We start from the raw sequence: 18,025 nt of genomic DNA, 5'->3' as shown, positions 1-18,025 counted from the left end.
GAGGAGTACGGCGGGAGTGCCGCCGTACTCCTGTCACGGTTGCCGGGGCCTGGCGGTTCAGCTAGTCGAGCATCTTGGCCAGGAAGGTGCCGGTGTGGCTGCCCTCGACCTTGGCGACGTCCTCGGGGGTGCCGGTGGCGACGACGGTGCCGCCGCGCGAGCCGCCCTCGGGGCCCATGTCGATGATCCAGTCGGCGGTCTTGATGACGTCCAGGTTGTGCTCGATGACGATCACCGTGTTGCCCTTGTCGACCAGGCCGTTGAGCACTCCGAGAAGCTTGCGGATGTCCTCGAAGTGCAGGCCGGTGGTCGGCTCGTCCAGCACGTAGATCGTCCGGCCGGTCGAGCGTTTCTGCAGCTCGGCGGCCAGCTTGACGCGCTGCGCCTCGCCGCCCGACAGGGTCGGCGCGGGCTGGCCGAGGCGGACGTAGCCGAGGCCGACGTCGTTGAGGGTCTTGAGGTGCCGGTGGATGGCGGTGATCGGCTCGAAGAAGACCGTGGCCTCCTCGATGGGCATGTCGAGCACCTCGGAGATCGTCTTGCCCTTGTAGTGGACCTCCAGGGTCTCCCGGTTGTAGCGGGCGCCGTGGCAGACCTCACACGGGACGTAGACGTCCGGCAGGAAGTTCATCTCGATCTTGATGGTGCCGTCACCGGAGCAGTTCTCGCAGCGGCCGCCCTTGACGTTGAAGGAGAAGCGGCCCTGCTGGTAGCCGCGCACCTTGGCCTCGGTGGTCTGCGCGAACAGCTTGCGGATGTGGTCGAAGACGCCCGTGTAGGTGGCCGGGTTGGAACGGGGCGTACGGCCGATCGGCGACTGGTCGACATGCACGACCTTGTCGAGCTGGTCGATGCCGTTGACCCGCTTGTGCTTGCCGGGCACCACGCGCGCGCCGTTGAGCTGCTTGGCGAGCGAGTTGTAGAGGATGTCGTTGACCAGGGTCGACTTGCCGGAGCCCGAGACGCCGGTGACCGCGGTGAACACGCCCAGCGGGAACGCGACGTCGACGTTCTGGAGGTTGTTCTGCGCGGCGCCCTTGACCGTGACCTCGCGGCCCTTGGTCCGGGGCCGGCGGATGGCCGGAATCTCGATCTTGCGGCGGCCGGACAGGTAGGCGCCGGTCAGGGACTTGTCCGAGCGGAGCATGTCGTCGAGCGTGCCGGAGACGACGATCTCACCGCCGTGCTCGCCCGCGCGCGGGCCGATGTCGACGATCCAGTCGGCGGCCTGGATGGTGTCCTCATCGTGCTCGACGACGATGAGCGTGTTGCCCATGTCACGGAGCCGGACGAGGGTCTCCAGGAGCCGGTGGTTGTCACGCTGGTGCAGGCCGATGGACGGCTCGTCCAGCACGTACAGCACGCCGACCAGGCCGGACCCGATCTGGGTGGCCAGCCGGATCCGCTGCGCCTCGCCGCCTGCCAGCGTCGCCGACGCGCGGTCGAGGGTCAGGTAGTCCAGGCCCACGTCGAGCAGGAAGCCGAGGCGGGCGTTGACCTCCTTGAGGACCCGCTCGGCGATGTGGGTCTCCCGCTCGTCCAGCTCCAGGGCCAGCAGGAACTTGGCGCACTCGCCGATGGGCATGGCCGCGACCTCGGCGATCGACTTGCCGCCCATGGTGACCGCGAGGATGACGGGCTTGAGCCGGGCGCCGTCGCAGGTCGGGCACGGGATCTCCCGCATGTAGCCCTCGAAGCGCTCGCGGGTCGCGTCGCTCTCGGACTCGGCGTGCCGCCGCTGGATGTAGGGGATCGCCCCCTCATAGGCCGTGTAGTAGGAGCGCGTCCGGCCGTAGCGGTTCTTGTAGCGGACGTGCACCTGGGTCTCGTGGCCGTTGAGCACGGCCTTGCGCGCCTTGGCGGGCAGCTTTTCCCACGGGGTGTTGAGGTCGAAGCCCATGGCGTCGCCAAGGGCCGACAACAGCCGCAGGAAATAGTCGCTCACGTGCCCGTTGGACCACGGCTGGATCGCGCCCTCGCCCAGCGTCTTCTCGACGTCCGGGACGACCAGCTCGGGGTCGACCTCCATGCGGGTGCCGAGGCCCGTGCAGTCAGGGCAGGCGCCGTAGGGCGAGTTGAACGAGAACGAGCGAGGCTCCAGCTCGTCGAACGACAGGTCGTCGTACGGGCAGTAGAGGTGCTCTGAGAACATCCGGGTGCGGTGCTCGTCGTCCTCGGGAAGATCGACGAAGTCGAGCACGATCGTGCCGCCGGCCAGCCCCAGCGCGGTCTCCACCGAGTCGGCGAGCCGCTGGCGGGCCGAGTCCTTGACGGCGAGGCGGTCGACGACCACCGCGATGTCGTGCTTTTCCTGCTTCTTCAGGCGCGGCGGCTCATCGAGCCTGATCATGGCGCCGTCGACGAGCGCGCGGGAGTAGCCCTTGGACTGCAGCTCGCGGAAGAGCTCCAGGTATTCGCCCTTGCGGCCGCGGATGACCGGGGCGAGCACCTGGAACCGGGTGCCCTCCTCCAGCTCCAGCACCCGGTCGACGATCTGCTGCGGCGCCTGGCGGCTGATCGGGCGGCCGCACTCGGGGCAGTGCGGGTGGCCGATCCGCGCGTACAGCAGCCGCAGGTAGTCGTAGACCTCGGTGATCGTGCCGACGGTCGAACGCGGGTTCTTGCTGGTCGACTTCTGGTCGATGGACACCGCCGGGGACAGCCCCTCGATGAAGTCCACGTCGGGCTTGTCCATCTGCCCGAGGAACTGCCGGGCATAGGCCGACAGGGACTCCACGTACCGGCGCTGCCCCTCGGCGAAGATCGTGTCGAACGCCAGACTCGACTTGCCGGACCCGGACAACCCGGTGAACACGATCATGGAGTCGCGCGGCAGATCCAGCGAGACGTCCTTCAGGTTGTGCTCGCGTGCTCCACGCACGATGAGTCGGTCATGCACAGCGTTCTTCCCGGTTCCTCTTTGGGGCGCGGCGACTAGAGACAGAAAACCTCGGTCTCAGGCTAGCCAGGGGGTACGACAGAATCCCTGTCCTGCGACAACGGCGGCGAGCGCCTTCGCATTTCGAACCGTACACGTGTTCGAAGATCTCTCGCCACCGGAACGCGCCCGGCTCGCCACCCCGCCCCAGCGGGCGGGCTACCTGTGCACTTTAACCCCGACCACGTTGTAGGTGGTGTCGGGCGTCGGCGTCGTCGTGAACCGGGCGTTCGGCAGGTAGAGCCGTCCCTTGAACGAGGCGACCGTGCTCGGCACGTCGAAACGGGAGTCGCTGATCCGCCGGACCACGCGTGCCGAGGTGCCGGACCGGTTGAGCTTCAGGACGGCGATGACGTTGGAGCGATTCTGAACCACGTACAACGTGTTCCCATGACGCAACATTCCGTCACCGTTGACCAGCGACTCGCCGCCCAGGTCCACCGTCCGCGTCACACCGGTCTTCGGATCGACCCGGAACAGCTTCCCGGCGTTGCTCTGGACGATCAGCAGGGCGTTCCCGTCCGGCGTCGAGACGATGCCGTTGGCGTTGGGGCCCGTCGGGTTGAACACGAGATCACCGCTCAGCGCCAGCCGCTCGACCTTCTTGGGCAGCCCGTCCCGCCCGAGCCGCATCTTGTATAGCGCGGGCTGCGAAGTGGCCGAGTCGGTGAACCACGCTGTGCCGCGCGTCAGAAAGACGTCATTGATGAACGTCGGCGTCCCGGTCGACAGCTGGTGGCTGGAGATGATCCGGCCGGTCCGCGCGTCCACGACCCGCGCCGTCCCGGCAGGCCCGCCCGCCGCGAAGATCCGCCCACGCCGGTCGAGCTTGATCCCGACCGTCGGCGTGCCCGGCCCCTGGCTGATGACCTTGCCCTTCCCGGTCCGCAGATCGGCGCGGTAGATGTCCCCGTCCGCCAGCGATCCGACGTAGGCGAACGGCCCGGACCCGGTCGCGATCCCCTCGGGCCGCCATCCGTTCGGCAGGGGGAACTCACCGACCAGACCCCCACGGTGCGCGAAGGCCTGCGTCGGAGGCAGCAGGACGACCCCAAGGATCCCGGCGGACACGACGGCACCAGCACGGCGCAGCATAACGATCACTCCCTCTCGGAAGATCAAGTCTTACACCGCCACAAAAATCCTTAAACCCCCCACCACTGGCCACACCGCGCCACTCCTGGTGCCAGGTGGGTGGGAGTGATTGGTTTCCGCTGGGTGGGAACGATCCTGCGTCTGCCATCGACGACGAGGGGGATCGTGTGCAGCACCGGCAAATGGAGCTCGATGGGATCAGTGTGTTCTACCGCGAGGCAGGGCCCGCTGACGCGCCTGCCGTTCTCCTGCCTCATGGCTATCCCTGTTCGTCCTACCAATACCGCGCGTTCATGCCCGCTCTGGCCGACCGCTGGCATCTGGTCGCGCCCGACTTCCCGGGCTTCGGGTACAGCGGCACTCCGGCGGACTTCGCATACGACTTTGACGGTTACGCGGACTTCCTGGAGCGGTTCGCCGACGCGCTCGGCCTGCAACGCTATGCGCTCTACCTGCACGACTACGGGTCGCAGATCGGGCTGCGGCTGGCGATCAAGGCGCCGGAACGCGTCGCCGCGCTCATCATCCAGAACGGCGACGTCTACGAGGACGCGCTCGGGCCCAAGTACGCGTACCTGAAGGAGTACTGGGCGGAGCCGACGCCGGAGGGCCGCGCCAAGCTCGCCGCGGCGGTGAGCGAGGACGGGTTCCGGGAGGAGTTCCTGAACGACGTCGACGAGCGCCTGGCCGCGCACATCAGCCCTGACCTGTGGAGGCTCGCCTGGCTCCAGCTCGGCACACCGGAACGGCGAGAGATCATGGTCGGGCTCATGGAGGGGCTGAAGGCCAACCTCGAATGGTTCCCCAGGTACCAGGCGTATCTGCGCGAGCACCGCCCACCCACACTGATCCCGTGGGGACCGGAGGACGGCTACATGCCCGCGCCCTCGGCACGCGCCTACCTGCGGGATCTGCCGGATGCCGAGCTGCACCTGCTCAACGGGGGGCATTGGGCCCTGGAGACCAACCTCGCCGAGATCGTGTCCCTCGCCCGCGATTTCCTGGGCCGGGTGCACAGCTAGGACACGCTTGGTGACGCGCGCGCGTGTGGTGACGCGCGTGTGGTGACGCGCGTGTGGTGACGCGCGTGCGTGACACAGTAGCCGTGACGTCGTTCACTCCTGGCTTCCCACCGTGGAGGATGGACCCGGACGAGAGGAGTGGCGTCATGCGCGACTGGAGAAAGGTCCTGGAGGAGATCGACGCGGGGACCGAACGGGTCGTGACCACGTTGTCCGGGTTCTCGGACGAGGAACTGGCCGCCCCCTCGGCGCTGCCGGGGTGGACGCGCGCGCACGTGGCCACCCATGTCGCGCGTAACGCCGACTCCCTCTGGAACCTCCTCGAATGGGCGCGGACGGGCGTGGAGATCCCGCAGTATCCGAGCCTCGCGGCGCGCGACGCCGACATCGAGGCGGGCGCCGGGCGGTGCCGGTCCGCGCTGGTCGCCGACGTCCGGGCGACGGCGGCGCGGTTCGCCGAGCAGGCCCGTACCCTCCCGTCCGCGGCGTGGGACGCGAAGGTACGGGCGATAGTGGGCTTCGAGCATCCCGCCTGGTATTCGGTGTGCCGCCGTTGGAACGAGGTCGAGGCGCATCACGTGGATCTCGCGGCGGGGTACGGACCGGCGGACTGGCCCGAGTCGTACGTACGGTGGGCCTTTCCCGCGACGCTCAGGGATCTGGCCGCCCTCCCGGCCGGGCGGCAGGGCGAGCTCGCCGGATTCCGGCTCGTCGCCACCGACACCGGTGAATCGGCCGATCTGGGTGACGCGGCGGGGCCGGTCATCTCCGGCTCCGGTCGTGCGCTGCTCGGCTGGCTCAGCGGCCGTTCGGACGGTTCCGGCCTGGCGCTGCGCCCCGACGGGGCACTCCCCGTACCACCACCATGGCCACACGCGCCCAGCGGTCTATGAACGCCGGTCTCCCTCCGACTCCGCGTCGCCTGGACCTACACCGCCTGGGTTCACGGCTCCCGGGCTGACGGCTCCCGGGCTGACGGCTTCCGGGTCCAGGTCCGCGTCGTCTCCGGCCAGACGGTGGAGGACGTCCGGTGAGCGCGCGGTGATCATGTTGCGGGTGACCGCGAGGCCGCCGCGGACACGTTCGCCGGCGAGGATCTGGGCGACCTTGCGGCGGCCCATTCCCGCCCACCGGCCGAGGTCCTGCTGGCAGACCGGCAGCCGGACGACGACCGTGCCGTCCTCGGCGGGGTCGCCGAAGCGCGCGAAGAGGCGGAGGAGGCGCGTACCGAGGCGCCGTTCGGCGTCGTCGGGGAAGTGCGAGATCCTCAGCTCGTTGGCGTCGCGGAGGCGTTCGGCGAGGACGCCCGCAACCGCCCACACCCACTCGGGGTCCGCGTTCAGCACCGTCCGGAACCGGTCGGCGGGCAGCACCAGTGCCTGGACCGGGGTGAGCGCCTCCACGTTGGCCTCGCGCACGCCGCCGTCCACGGCCTCCAGTTCCCCGACCAGGTCACCGGGGCCGAGCATGTCGAGAATGACCCGTTCTCCCGTCCGGTCGACCCAGACCTGCACCGCCCCCGAGCGCAGCACGTACACCTGGGACGACCGGCTGTGCTCGCGCGTCAGGAACGCGCCCTGCCTGATCAGGACCGAGGTGCCGGCCTCCTCGAGCGCCCTGCGCCCCGGGCCGGGCAGCGCGGTCCAGAACGTGCTGATGACCATCGACGCCCTCCCCATTCGAGTGAACGCGGCAGTGCGACGATGGACTGCGTAAAACGACACACGTGAGATCGGATACTGAAGATCATTCTGCCTCGGGGACCACCTCCGCGTCAGCGCCATCGGACTCCAGCCACATTTCGATGGCGCGCATCCGGCGGGTGCAGTCGTCGGCCGCAGCCTCGTCGCCGAGCGCCATGTGCGAGTCGCGCAGCTTCTCCAGGGCGGTCCGCTGGCCGCGGTGGTCGCCGACCTCGCGGCGGATGACGATCTCGGCGGCGAAGTGCTCGGCCGCCTCGGGATGGCGGCCTTGCCGCTGGCATGCCCGGCCCATGGTGTGCATCGAGTACGCCTGCTCGCGGGCGTCGCCGAGCCGGATCGCCAGGTCGAGCGCCTCCTTGCCGCTGGCGAGCGCCTCATCGGTGCGGTCCAGGTCGAGGTAGATCGCCGCGAGGTGGACCAGCGCGGTGCCCTCGCTGTGCCGGTCACCGACCTCGCCGAGGACGCGCAGGGCCTCCAGTTCGGTCTGCAGCGCCTCGTCGAGGCGGCCGCTGCGGCGCAGCACGAGGGCGTAGGTGTCCAGGCCGGTGCCCAGCCCGTACCGGTCGCCGATGTCGCGGCGGATCTCCAGGGCTTGGGTGGCGGCTCGTTCGGCCTCTTGGTGCAGGCCCAGGCACAGGTAGGTGCGGGCGACGCTGCCGAGCGTGCCGGCCAGGCCGTCTTGCGCGCCGAGCCGGTGCCACAGGTCGAGTGCTTCCAGGCCGAGTACGAACGCTTCCTGATAGCGGTTGAGGCGCCGCATCACCATCGACAGGTGTTCCAGGTCGTGCGCCTCGCCGTGCAGGTCGCCGATCTCCCGGCGGATTTCCAGCGCGCGGGCGAGTTGTTCGCGGGCCTCGCGGTAGCGGCCGAGACGCCAGTGCACGATGCCGACCTGGGCGAGGGCTTCTGCCTCGCCGTGCCTGTCCCCTATCTCCCGGTGCAGCCGCAGCGCGTCGCCGCAGTAGGTGAACGCCTCAGCGAAGCGTGCGGCATCGCACATCAGGCGGCCCAGGGTGGTGAGCGCGCGCGCCTCGCCATGCCGGGCGCCCAGGGCCCGGTAGGTCTCCAGTGCCTTTTCGGCGTCCTGCTGTGCCAGGTCACGCAGCCCCAGCGAGGCGTACACGCGCGCCAACTCAGTCAGGGCCTGGGCCTCACCATGCCGGTCTGCCAGTTCCTGCCTGATGAAGAGTGCTTCGAGAGCATGGGAGACCGCGGAATCGATGGCGCCACGCCGCCGGTGCACCCGTGCGATGGTGAGCAGTGTCTCGGCCACCCCTGCCGCGTCACCGATGTCACGGCGGATTTCCAGCGCCTTCCTTGCGTTCTCCAGGGTGGCCTCGTAGTCGGCCAGGCCGAGGAAACTCCTGGCAAGTGTCTCGTGTCCTCTGGCCACGCCGCTGCTGTCGTTCAGGGACTGGTGGATGGCGAGCGATTTGCGTGCCCGTTCGATCGCTGTCATGTAGCGGCCAAGCGCGCAGTGCACGTCGGCGAGGGTGGCCAGCGCCAGCGCCTCGCCTCGACGGTTGGGAGGATCGGCTGAACGGAAGCCGCGCCTGGCGTCTTCGCCGTACCCGATGGCCTGCACAGACCCGCCGAGGTCGAAGTGCGCCACTGCAAGGTTGTGCAACATGACCGCTGCAGCGGGCCAGTCTTCCTCTGTCCGCGCCGCTCGCAAACCCGCCAGGTGCACGGCGATGTTGTCCTCGCTGTAACGCCGGAACTCCTGGAAGTCGAATAGCGAGTCGGCCAACTCCCAGCACGTGCGGTGCAGACCGTGCTGAGCCGCCAGATGCACAGCGGCGACCAGGTTGCGCCGTTCAGCCTCGAACCACGCCAGGCTCTGCGCCCGTTCCGCCGGGTCTGGCGGTGACGCCGGTTCCTTTGCACCCTCCAGAACGGGACGTCCCCCTTGCCCCAAGGCCTGCCCCGCCTCACGCGCCTCCGACAGGTACGCGCCCAGCAACCGCCGCTGCGCCGCAAGCCGGTCGTTGTCGTCGTCCTCACTCAGCCCACGTTCACGAGCGAAATCCCGCAACAGGTCGTGCATGCGGAACCGGCCCGGCGCCACATCGTGCACCAGATACGCCTGGCACAACCCGTCCAAGAGCTCATGTGCCTCTGCCACCGGCCGATCCAGCAACGCCGCCAGCGCGGTCGCAGTGAAATCCGGCCCGGGAACGAGCCCGATCCTGCGGAACGCCTCCCGCTGATCGCGGCGCAGCCCTCGATAGGCGACATCGAAGGTCGGGCTGAGCACACCATGCAAACCGCCGGTCGCCGGCAGGCCGCTCGTGGCGATCCCGGGCTCGTACGGCGCCGGGGCCGGCGCATCGCGATCCGCCAGCTCCCGCACGGCATCGGCGATCGACTCCTCGGGGTTCTCGGCGAGCCGCCCCGCCATGATGCCCAGCGCCAGCGGCAGGAAGCCGCATTCGCCCGCGAGCCGCACCGCCGCCTTCTCGTCGTCGCGGACGCGGCGGTCGCCCGGTCCCAGGACGGCGGCCATCAGATCGACCGCCTCCTGCGGCATCATCTCCCGCAACTCCAGCGTCCGGATGTCGGCGCCGTCGAGCAGGTCCGGCAGCTGCCGCCGGCTGGTCACCATCGCCAGCCCCGCCCCCAGGGCGCTCAGCAGCGGCCGGACCTGCTCGGCCCCCGCCGCGTTGTCCAGCACCAGCAGCACCCGCCGGTCGGCCAGCACCGACCGGCCCTGCGCGATCAACTCGTCCTCCGTGCGCGGCAGCTGATCGCCCGGCACCCCCAATCCCCGCAGCACCTGCCCCATCGCCTCCCCCGCGGTGACGGGAGCCCGCGTCGTCCCCCGCAGGTCCACGAAGATCACCCCGTCCGGGAACCGCACGGCGACCCGGTGTGCCCAGTGCAGCGCCAGCGTGGTCTTCCCGACCCCCGCCATCCCCTGAACGATCACCGCCCGCGGCATCTCGGACTGGGAGACCAGCAGATCCAGCTTGCCCAGCCCGACCTCTCGGCCGGTGAAGAACGGGTTGTCCGGCGGCAGCCTCAGCGCAGGCGGGCCCGACGATTGAAGCCGTACAGGCGAACGAGTGGCGATCCGCACGCTGACCGCCTCGTCCACCTGCATGGCAGCCACGGAATCCGTCGTACGCGGCGCATTCGACGCCGCAGGCCACTCGTCCCCCCACGGGCTGGCCGCCCGCCGCAACGCCTCCGGAGCGAGAACGGTCAGCGGACGGCTGCGGCTGTCGAGGATGCCCTTGGACCGCCATACCCGGAACCAGCGCACGAGGGTCTCGCGGGAGATGCCGGCCCAGTTCGCCAGATCGGCCTGGCTGAGACGAAGCGGAATCTGCACGCCGTAACTCGTGACGACGCCGAACCGATGCGCCAACTCCAACAAGTGATAGGCGAGACGCTGCGGATGTTCGGCCGCCCGTACCGCATGACGACGTCCGCCATAAGCGTCGCTCTCGGCGATGGTGTGCATCATCGCCTCGGCCACCTGCGGATTGGCCGCAAGCAGACTGGCGAACTGCCGCCGGTCGATGCGCAGCACCGCGATCTGATCGAGCGCGGCCACCGTCCCCCGCTGCGGATGCCCCCAGGGCGCCAGCGCACCCACGAGATCGCCCGGCCCGAACAGGTCGATGATGGACTCGTCGCCTTCGCTGGAGTCCACGAACTCCTTCGCCACCGCGTTCGACACCGTCCGCGCGTTCGCCTTGAACACGACGAACACGCCCGGCGCCACCACACCCTGGTGGCAGACCATCCCGCCCTTGGGGATCTCCGAACGCCGCCCCATCGCGCGCAGCGCCTGCCGGTCGGTGACGGCGAGGCGGTCCCAGAAGCTGCCCCGCCTGACGTCGTCGTCGATCACAGCGCCACCATCGCCATCGTCCAGATGACGAACGACACGGCCGTCACCATCCCCCACACCACCGCCCTCCAGGACAGCTCCGAGCAGCGGTGCGCCGCCGCCAGCAACCGGCGCAGCTCTCCATCCCGCACCCGCTCGTCGAGTGCGGTGTCCAGCGCGAACGGCCTCCACGGCACGGCCGGATCGAGCGGCGACCCCGTGTTCCCACGGGCACTGCTGAGCGCCGCCACCAGCGTCATCCGCGACCGGACGACAAAGCCCGCCGACCCCGCATACGCGACACCGAGCACCCCGAGCAACGCCAGCTGAACGACCCCGGGCCGAACCGCGGCAAGCTGAGCGATCACCCCCACGCCGACGACCCCCAGCAGCACCGCCGCGATGAGCCCGTCCTGACCGCACAGCCGTACCAGCGCGCAGGCCTGCCGGAGCAGTTCCTCTGGAGCGTCGTCCCCGCGCGGAGGGCCGACCGGGGAAGTCCTCGTCACCACCGCGTCACCGTCCTCTCGACCTGACCTTCCACGAACGATCGTCCGCCAAGAATCCGTCGAGAACCATCCGGTACGGCACGCTTGCGCTGAGTCTGGTGACTCAATTCCCGCCCACGCACCCCGCATGAGAGAGGATGGAACCGCGCGCCCCACCGAGGAGGACACATGAGCTACACCGGTCACGTCGAGGTCGGCGGCAAACCCGACGTCCGGGAGCTGCCCGGTCTCTCGATCACCAAGGTCGCCGTCGGCCCGTACGACAACAACGCCTACCTGCTCCGCTGCACCGCGACCGGCGACCAGCTGCTCGTCGACGCCGCCAACGAGCCGGCCCGCCTCCTCCAACTGATCGGCGACGGCCCCCTCAGCCGCGTCGTCACCACCCACCGCCACCAGGACCACTGGATGGCCCTGAGCGACGTCGTCCAGGCCACCGGCGCCCCCGTCGTAGCCCACCCCTTCGACGCCGAGCCCCTCCCCGAACCCGTGGCCGAACCCGTCGAGAACGGCGACACCCTCCAAGTAGGCCAAGCCACCTTCGAGGTCATCCACCTACGCGGCCACACCCCCGGCTCGATAGCCCTCCTCTACACCGAAGCCGACCGCCCCCACCTGTTCACCGGCGACAGCCTCTTCCCAGGAGGTGTAGGCAACACCTGGGGCGACCCGACCCGCTTCAAGCAACTGATGACCGACGTCACCGAACGAGTCTTCGACCGCCTCCCCGACAACACCTGGTTCTATCCCGGCCACGGCAACGACTCGACCCTAGGCAGAGAACGCCCCAGCATCCCCGACTGGTGGCAACGCGGCTGGTAACCCCCACAGCCGCCAACACCACAACCCAACCAACACCAACACGCCCAACCTTCGAACCGGCGCCGATCTGGCTGCTTTCCGACAAATCGCCGATCTGATGCGCGCCCGGCACTGGCGGTCGACCGCGCCCATGACGGTCAGGTCACCCAATACCTGACTGGCGGCCCCGAGCTGCTGGAGCAGGCCGCAGCTACCACGCCGACCAGATCCTGCCATCCGGCTTTTGGGCTGCTGCCGTCTCCCACGCCGATCCAGACGACTTGAACGCGCTCGGCGACGCTGCCCAAGACCTCCTCGTGGGCGATGCGCATGTCGTCGGTGACGCCGAGCCGGACCTCCCGCTGGAGGTTGATCACTAATGCGCTGGGCAGCGCAGGACTTGATTCGCGCCAATTTCATCAGCGGTGAACTGAGCGCCCCTCCCCGAAGCGCCCGGCACCTTCGACCGACGCGTGAGGCAACCCGCCGAGGAACTGGCTGACGGCTTCCCCTAGACGGGTAGCTCCGATCTGCTCCGCTGCATCTGGCCGTCTTCGCTGACCCGGACGGATGACCGACGATCTGGCAGGCGGGCATCATGAGGGTCCGAACTTTGAAGGAGTGACGCCCGTGAGGCTGGTCTCTGACCCCAGGTACGGCGAAGTGGATCTCTCCGCATCGGCGGAAGAGCTAACGCGCTTGGCAAGCGCGGTGGCCCAGGGCGAGGGGCGGCTCAGCTCCACATCTTCGCCGGGCAGCAACGCCTTGGCCGGCGTCGAGGTCAAGAAGACTTCCGGCCCCGGGGTCCTCATCCACCGGGACGCCGAGCAGCAGATCCTTGTGATCAGCGGTGACTGCGCCAGCAGGACTGTGCTCGCGGAGAACCTGCAAGCCATGGCCACCGCCGAAGGCGGCGGCCACCTCCACATCGACTACTTCCCCGGGCACTTCTACCTCGCCGAAGGATCACTGTCCTTGGTGGTCAACAGCCCGCACGCAGGCATGCCAAACCGGTGAGTGGACAGTTGGTCGCTGCGATCAGTGATCGTAGGCGACCGGGTAACCGGTGCACCGATCTTGCTGCTGTGCCAGATCCCGGCCGCCATCGCCAGGACACGCTGGGCCACCCGAATGGCGACGCCCTCGACGGACCGACCGCCGTGTTCCTCCAGGCCGAACTGGCCCTCGAGAGTGTCGTTGACCGACTCGACCAGCCGGGCGCAGCTCTTAAGAGTGATCGGATATGCGCGCCCGTTGATCTCGATCTGCCGCATGACACGACCGAATCGCTTCATCACACCGGCGTCGGATATCGGGACTCCCTCTGGGTGAGTCGTACAGGCGTTCGCCCTTGGGCCGAGCCGACGCGGACACCTTGACACTCCCCGCCGTATCGTGCCGCCGTCGCGGTCCGCCCGCCGGTCGGTGTCGGGGGGCTTATCACACGTCGGGCATCTTGCCCAGCAGCCACCGGACGCTGTTGTCGCCGCCCAGTTGCGGGAAATGGTCGACGGCCTTGTCGCACAGCTCGATCAGGTGCTGTTTCTTGCCCGACGCGGGAAGGTGGGAGTAGTACTCGAAGGTCGGGGCCATCTGCAGTTTCCGTTTGGCCATCTCGCCAGCTCTGGCGGGAGTGGCCACCATGATCTCGGCGGTGTTGGCCAGCACGCCCTGCATGGCCGACATGAACAGCCGCTCGTGCCCGTAGCGGGGACTCTTCTTTCCGGGGACGACATCGGTGGACGGGGTCTGGTAGAGCACGTCGATCAGGTGCAGCACGTAGCAGTACGCCGCGTTGAACAGATTGCTGATGCTGCTGGCGGCGGCGTCGTCCCCGAATTGGAAGGACTTGGGATCGGTGGGGACCTTCCAGGTGGGACCGATCGGTTCGATCCCTTCGGCGATGCGCTGGAACTTGTGGAAGTGGGGCAGTTCATCGATGCCCGGTACGGGATAGAGGACATCGACCGGTACCGAGGGCTTGGCGGGGTCAACTCCTTCCCCTTGGTCGACGATCATCTTCAGCGCCTGCTGGGCGGTTGACAGGTCCTTGACCAGCATGGGTTCCCCGCCGCCGTCATTGTTCCAGTAGGCGGCGACGTACTGGAGTTCGGGCTTGTTCCCGGCCCACAGGCTTTGGGGTTCTGCGGCATCCAGCCGTTTCAGCCCGGTTCCGATCGATTTGTAGAACTGCCCGATGGTGGCGTACTGCCCCTTGGGAGGGGTGCCCTCGGCCGGTGGCGCATCAGGGCGCTCGAATTCCATGAAGACGTCCCTGATGAGTCTCCTGTCGCATCTGCTCAGCCGGAGCAGCAGCGCTGGATGGCGGTGCAGCATGTATTCGGGGAAGTCGGGCACGAAGTCCTCATCGTAGAACCGCACCTGGTCACCGAAGCCCAGGGCCACCAGGATGTTGCGAACCAGGCACAGGTGCAGCATTTCCTCGACGACGATGCTGCGGATCAGGCGGTGGGCACCGGTGCCCGCCGCCCACCGGGAGTGGCCCTGTCCTGCGATGGAATACAGGGCGTACAGGTACATGGGAATCGTCTGGGTCTCCACGGCCGCAGCCTGGATCAGGTGGTTGCGCAGGTCCTCTTTGGTGGTGATGCCTTTGGCGGCATTGACCGGGAAGGCGTCCAGGATCGTCGCCATGGATCCGCTGGTGGGGGCAGTGCCGGCGGCAGAGTCGGTGGAGGCAGAGGGGCCGTTGCTCACGGGGAGGTCTCCTGACGGGTGCAGGCCGGACGGAGGGTGTGCTGGTCGGTGAGGTGGGACACGCGCACCCACCGTTGGGCGGCCCAGTGGCGCAGGTGGTGGCGAGCCTCGGCAAGGGCGACGCAGGCGGCCTCGGCCGCGTCTGCCAGGGCCGCTCCTTGCGTGAGCGCGTCCAGCAAAGCGAACGCACCGGGCGTGATCGCGGTGGTGAGGACGCGGTAGTCATGCCGGAACAGCACCAGGTGCGCCGGGTCGGGAACGGGCGGTGCCGGTCGCCGTCCTTGGCCGACGTCGGTGTGGTAGCTGTGCACTGGCGCGCAGACATTCAGCAGGCGTAGGCAGGGCGCCGGTGTCACCCTTGCCTTACCAGTGTCGATGTGGTGCTGGGCAAGCGCCGGCGGGGGCCGGTCTGGTAGGCCTTCCAGGCCAGGGCCGTCCGCGACCTGCGCGAAGGCGTGTTCGTAGCGGACCAGGTCGATCATCACGTCGATCCATGCCTCGCGCTGTGCGGGCGGCGCGTCCCGGTCGGGCCGCTGGGCGGACAGATGATCGGCCAAGTCCTCGTCCAGCCGCGCCAGGGTGTACGAGCGGGGAGGGTGGGACCGCAGATAGTCGGCGGCGAAGTCATCGAACAGTTCGTCGCCGAGCAAAACGCGCAGCGACGGATGCTGGTGCCGCATCGTCTCCAGCAGACGCGCCTGATAGTCGATCCGGTAGATGTCCAGACACTGCTCGGCGGTCAACCGCGCCGAGCCCGCCAGCATCCCGGCGGCTCCGGCTGCCGGAGGGATTTCGGCAGGCTCAGCGAAGGCGGTGATGGCGACGGCGTTCTGCAGCCAGTGCTGGGCTGCTTCAAGCGCGGGAACGGAGACGGCGAGGGATGCTCTAGTCACCGCGCACCGGCCCCTTGCGCGCGAATGGAATCGGAGCGACAGCGAGGTCGCGCACGCCCAGGCCAGGCTCGCCCGTACACAGGTCGGGCCCGCACGCGCACGGGTCGACCTCGCCCACGCACGGGTCGGCCTCGCACACGCCCGGGCTGGTCTCACCCATGCCCAGATCGCGCTCGCCCGGGTGCGGAGGGGGCTTGCCTATGTACCGGTTGGCCTTGTGCAACTCGGCGAGCAGTTGCGGGAAGGGCGGAAGGCGGTCGTCCCATTCCAGCAGCGTCGGGACGGGCCCGCTCAGCGCCGTGGCGAGCCGGTAGAGCTGCCACACCGGTTCGGCGACGGGGCGGTCGTGGGTATCGAGCAGATGGGTGCCGCGGTCGGCGTGGCCCGCCAGGTGGATTTGCGCGATCCGATCGTGTGGCAAAGCCCGGATGTACTCCTCGGCGTCGAAACCGTGGTTGGCCGCGGAGACGAAGACGTTGTTGACGTCCAGCAGCAGCCGGCATCCGGACTCCTCACACAGGCGCGCCAGAAACTCCCACTCGGTCATCGTCGAGTGGGCGAAGGCGGCGTAGGTGCTGGGGTTTTCCAGCACCAGCGGGCGTTCCAGGACGTCCTGCACCGTACGGATCCGGCGGGCCAGATGCCGCAGGGACTGTTCGGTGAACGGGATCGGTAGCAACTGGTGGGTGTTCACGCCGGCGACCCCTGTCCAGCACACATGGTCTGACACCCACCGGGCCCCAGTGGCGGCGGCCAGGCGCCGCAGCCGGCGCAGGTAGCCGATGTCCAGCGGGTCGGTGCTGCCGATCGACAGCGACACCCCGTGCATCACCAGCGGGTACCGCTCGGCGATCTGGTCGAGGGCGTGGCGGGGGTAGCCGCCGGAGTCCATGAAGTTCTCGGAGATGATCTCGAACCAGTCCACCCGCGGCCACGCCGACACCACGTACGGCAGGTGCGACGCCCGTAGCCCCACCCCAAGGCCGAGGCGCTCCGACGCCTGATGGACCGCTGGATCGCCTGCGTTCGATGGCGCGGCGCGCGCCGCGGACGAGTGAACGGCCGTCATTTCTTCGGCTTGCTGACGCGGCCGGTCTCATAGGAGGGCACCTCGTCATCGGGGTATCCCTCGCCCGGCGACGGGCCGAACGGGACGCCCGCCTCGTACATGCGCTGCTCGAAGACCTTGCGCGCCCGCTTCCACACGCTCGTTCCGCGGAACGGACCGGCGGCGTGGACCCGGCTGATATTGACCGGACTGGCGCAGCTGCCGGAGTAGCGGCAGTGCTGGGCGCCGGGGAGGGCCTGCTCGGCATCGTGCCCGGTGTAGCCGCAGCCGCCTTGGCCGCGGCATTCGTTCGCGCCGTGGCACTCGTGGAAGACCGTGGCGCACTGGCCCGTGCCGGCCATCCAGCCGGAACCGTCGCGGCCCTGCCCCTTGCAGGAGTTCAATCCCATGCACACATGCAGTTCATGGGCTTTGGGGTCCTGTCCCGGCGTGGTGGTGTGGGGCCGGGGCGTTCTCTCCTGTTCCTTCTTCTGTTCTTTCTTGCCCTGCTTGCCGCCCTCGATGAACGAATCGGTGTCCTCGACGAACAGCCGTGGGTCGTGTCCCTTGGGAGGGATGCTCATCATCCAGCCTTTCGTCATGCCTTCAGGACGCGATGAGGCACGGGCCTGTTCGCCGTGCCGCCGAGTGGTAGTCGGGTCATCCCGAGGAAACGGGGGCGCAGAAGAAACCGATGATTTGGTCGGGCAACTGCGCGCGCCCGGACGGGTAGTTGTCACGCTGTTTTTGCTGGCACGCGAGCGCGGGATCGGACTCCTTGCGCGACAAGATCAGGAAGGTGCCATATACCTCGCCGCTGACCGGGGCGCCTCGGGAGGCGCCACAGTTCAGCCATCCCCAGCCCTTGTGCTTGACACCGGCGACGGTCCGATCGCAGATGTATGTGGGAATGGGGGTGTCGGAAGGGGCTGCGGCGTGGACGGGGGGTGATGTCGCGGTGACTGCCAGGGCGACGGCGGCCGCAGCGATGACGGCACGAAGCGGGGGCACCTGTGCTCCTCAGGTCGGGGTCACCCTGAAAGTTCCCGACTCTAAGTAGCCGGAAACGACAGTAAGTAACTACCCGGAGGTCTGCCGAGGGGACCATCGGCGCGCCACCACCGGCAAGCGGCCCCGTAGGTCAACCACAGCGCAGCCCCAAGTCGCCGGGCACAGCCTGGGCTGCATGGTTTGGATGGCGCATGGTCAGGTTCAGGCAACTGGGCAGGGCCCACTCCACGCCTTCACTTTTTGCGGGCGGCTGGGGCTGCGGCGCGGTCGGCGGCAGCCTGACATTTGCCGACCGCGGCTTCTACGGGACCTGGGCAGGCGTGCCGGCGCCCCTTCCCCGCCCGCCTGTCCTCCCGGTGTCGGATCGTGTACGGCCCGTACCATGGCGTCATTGCCGGGACCTACGTGAGGCGAGGCGCTGGTTGTGGCCGTTTCGTGGCAGTGGCTCC

At 68.7% G+C, this 18,025-nt stretch carries 15 protein-coding genes and 1 pseudogene; 4 read left to right on the top strand and 12 right to left on the bottom strand.

Translation table 11 applies throughout. The annotated features are described in order from the left end of the window. Positions 1 to 61: 61 nt before the first annotated feature. Positions 62 to 2,899: an excinuclease ABC subunit UvrA gene (gene uvrA, locus F8566_RS13625; protein WP_151560589.1), complete on the bottom strand. Its 2,838-nt coding sequence runs from the start codon at positions 2,897 to 2,899 to the stop codon at positions 62 to 64. Between the two features lie 198 nt (positions 2,900 to 3,097). After that, positions 3,098 to 4,033 carry an SMP-30/gluconolactonase/LRE family protein gene (locus tag F8566_RS13620; protein ID WP_151560588.1) on the bottom strand — a complete coding sequence of 312 codons (936 nt, stop codon included), beginning with the start codon at positions 4,031 to 4,033 and terminating at the stop codon, positions 3,098 to 3,100. Between the two features lie 182 nt (positions 4,034 to 4,215). Here F8566_RS13620 and F8566_RS13615 point away from each other — a divergent pair, with 182 nt between their 5' ends. Together F8566_RS13615 and F8566_RS13610 are read left to right on the top strand one after the other, a co-directional pair. Continuing rightward, on the top strand, positions 4,216 to 5,055 hold the full coding sequence (locus F8566_RS13615; RefSeq protein WP_151560587.1) for an alpha/beta fold hydrolase: 840 nt from the start codon (positions 4,216 to 4,218) through the stop codon (positions 5,053 to 5,055). A gap of 146 nt (positions 5,056 to 5,201) precedes the next feature. Continuing rightward, entirely contained in the window at positions 5,202 to 5,948 is a 747-nt protein-coding gene (locus tag F8566_RS13610; protein ID WP_151560586.1) for a maleylpyruvate isomerase family mycothiol-dependent enzyme, read from the top strand. Here F8566_RS13610 and F8566_RS13605 read toward each other — a convergent pair. The 3 genes from F8566_RS13605 to F8566_RS13595 form a co-directional block, all read right to left on the bottom strand. Next, the gene (locus F8566_RS13605) at positions 5,943 to 6,719 is read right to left on the bottom strand and encodes a Crp/Fnr family transcriptional regulator (RefSeq protein ID WP_192809671.1); all 777 of its coding nucleotides are present in this window, start codon (positions 6,717 to 6,719) and stop codon (positions 5,943 to 5,945) included. The two genes, F8566_RS13610 and F8566_RS13605, sit on opposite strands and share 6 nt — an antisense overlap. An 82-nt stretch (positions 6,720 to 6,801) precedes the next feature. Beyond that, positions 6,802 to 10,617, bottom strand: coding sequence for a tetratricopeptide repeat protein (locus F8566_RS13600; protein WP_151560584.1), 3,816 nt, complete (start codon positions 10,615 to 10,617; stop codon positions 6,802 to 6,804). Further along, positions 10,614 to 11,105 (bottom strand): hypothetical protein, encoded by a 492-nt coding sequence (locus F8566_RS13595; RefSeq protein WP_151560583.1) that lies wholly within the window; start codon positions 11,103 to 11,105, stop codon positions 10,614 to 10,616. Before F8566_RS13595 ends, F8566_RS13600 begins: the two co-directional genes overlap by 4 nt. 168 nt (positions 11,106 to 11,273) lie before the next feature. Between F8566_RS13595 and F8566_RS13590 the strand changes: the two genes are divergently transcribed. Next, complete coding sequence (locus tag F8566_RS13590) at positions 11,274 to 11,927, top strand: MBL fold metallo-hydrolase (RefSeq protein WP_151560582.1); 654 nt, start codon at positions 11,274 to 11,276, stop codon at positions 11,925 to 11,927. A gap of 137 nt (positions 11,928 to 12,064) precedes the next feature. On the opposite strand, the gene F8566_RS13585 is transcribed toward F8566_RS13590, so the two are convergent. Further along, positions 12,065 to 12,283: a hypothetical protein gene (locus tag F8566_RS13585; protein WP_151560581.1), complete on the bottom strand. Its 219-nt coding sequence runs from the start codon at positions 12,281 to 12,283 to the stop codon at positions 12,065 to 12,067. Positions 12,284 to 12,536: 253 nt separating this feature from the next. Between F8566_RS13585 and F8566_RS13580 the strand changes: the two genes are divergently transcribed. Further along, the gene (locus F8566_RS13580; RefSeq protein WP_151560580.1) at positions 12,537 to 12,923 is read left to right on the top strand and encodes an Imm32 family immunity protein; all 387 of its coding nucleotides are present in this window, start codon (positions 12,537 to 12,539) and stop codon (positions 12,921 to 12,923) included. 35 nt (positions 12,924 to 12,958) lie between these two features. Here the strand turns inward: F8566_RS13580 and F8566_RS51130 are convergent. The 6 genes and pseudogenes from F8566_RS51130 to F8566_RS13550 all read right to left on the bottom strand — a co-directional run. Beyond that, a pseudogene (locus F8566_RS51130) lies at positions 12,959 to 13,117 on the bottom strand (IS982 family transposase); the annotation flags it as partial. Positions 13,118 to 13,346: 229 nt separating this feature from the next. After that, positions 13,347 to 14,624, bottom strand: coding sequence for a ferritin-like domain-containing protein (locus F8566_RS13570; protein WP_151560579.1), 1,278 nt, complete (start codon positions 14,622 to 14,624; stop codon positions 13,347 to 13,349). Next, positions 14,621 to 15,517, bottom strand: coding sequence for an HvfC/BufC N-terminal domain-containing protein (locus F8566_RS13565; RefSeq protein WP_192809670.1), 897 nt, complete (start codon positions 15,515 to 15,517; stop codon positions 14,621 to 14,623). The genes F8566_RS13570 and F8566_RS13565 overlap by 4 nt, the downstream gene beginning before the upstream one ends. After that, on the bottom strand, positions 15,510 to 16,586 hold the full coding sequence (gene bufB / locus F8566_RS13560; protein WP_151560577.1) for an MNIO family bufferin maturase: 1,077 nt from the start codon (positions 16,584 to 16,586) through the stop codon (positions 15,510 to 15,512). Before bufB ends, F8566_RS13565 begins: the two co-directional genes overlap by 8 nt. Next, entirely contained in the window at positions 16,583 to 17,167 is a 585-nt protein-coding gene (locus tag F8566_RS13555) for a hypothetical protein (protein ID WP_192809669.1), read from the bottom strand. Before F8566_RS13555 ends, bufB begins: the two co-directional genes overlap by 4 nt. Positions 17,168 to 17,225: 58 nt before the next feature. Next, complete coding sequence (locus F8566_RS13550) at positions 17,226 to 17,576, bottom strand: hypothetical protein (protein WP_151560575.1); 351 nt, start codon at positions 17,574 to 17,576, stop codon at positions 17,226 to 17,228. Between the last annotated feature and the right edge of the window lie 449 nt (positions 17,577 to 18,025).

Origin of the sequence: Actinomadura rudentiformis (genome assembly GCF_008923185.1) — a bacterium.
GTDB classification, from domain to species: domain Bacteria; phylum Actinomycetota; class Actinomycetes; order Streptosporangiales; family Streptosporangiaceae; genus Spirillospora; species Spirillospora rudentiformis.
Note: the sequence above shows the minus strand (reverse complement) of the source record. Positions and strands in the feature narration are given on the sequence as shown.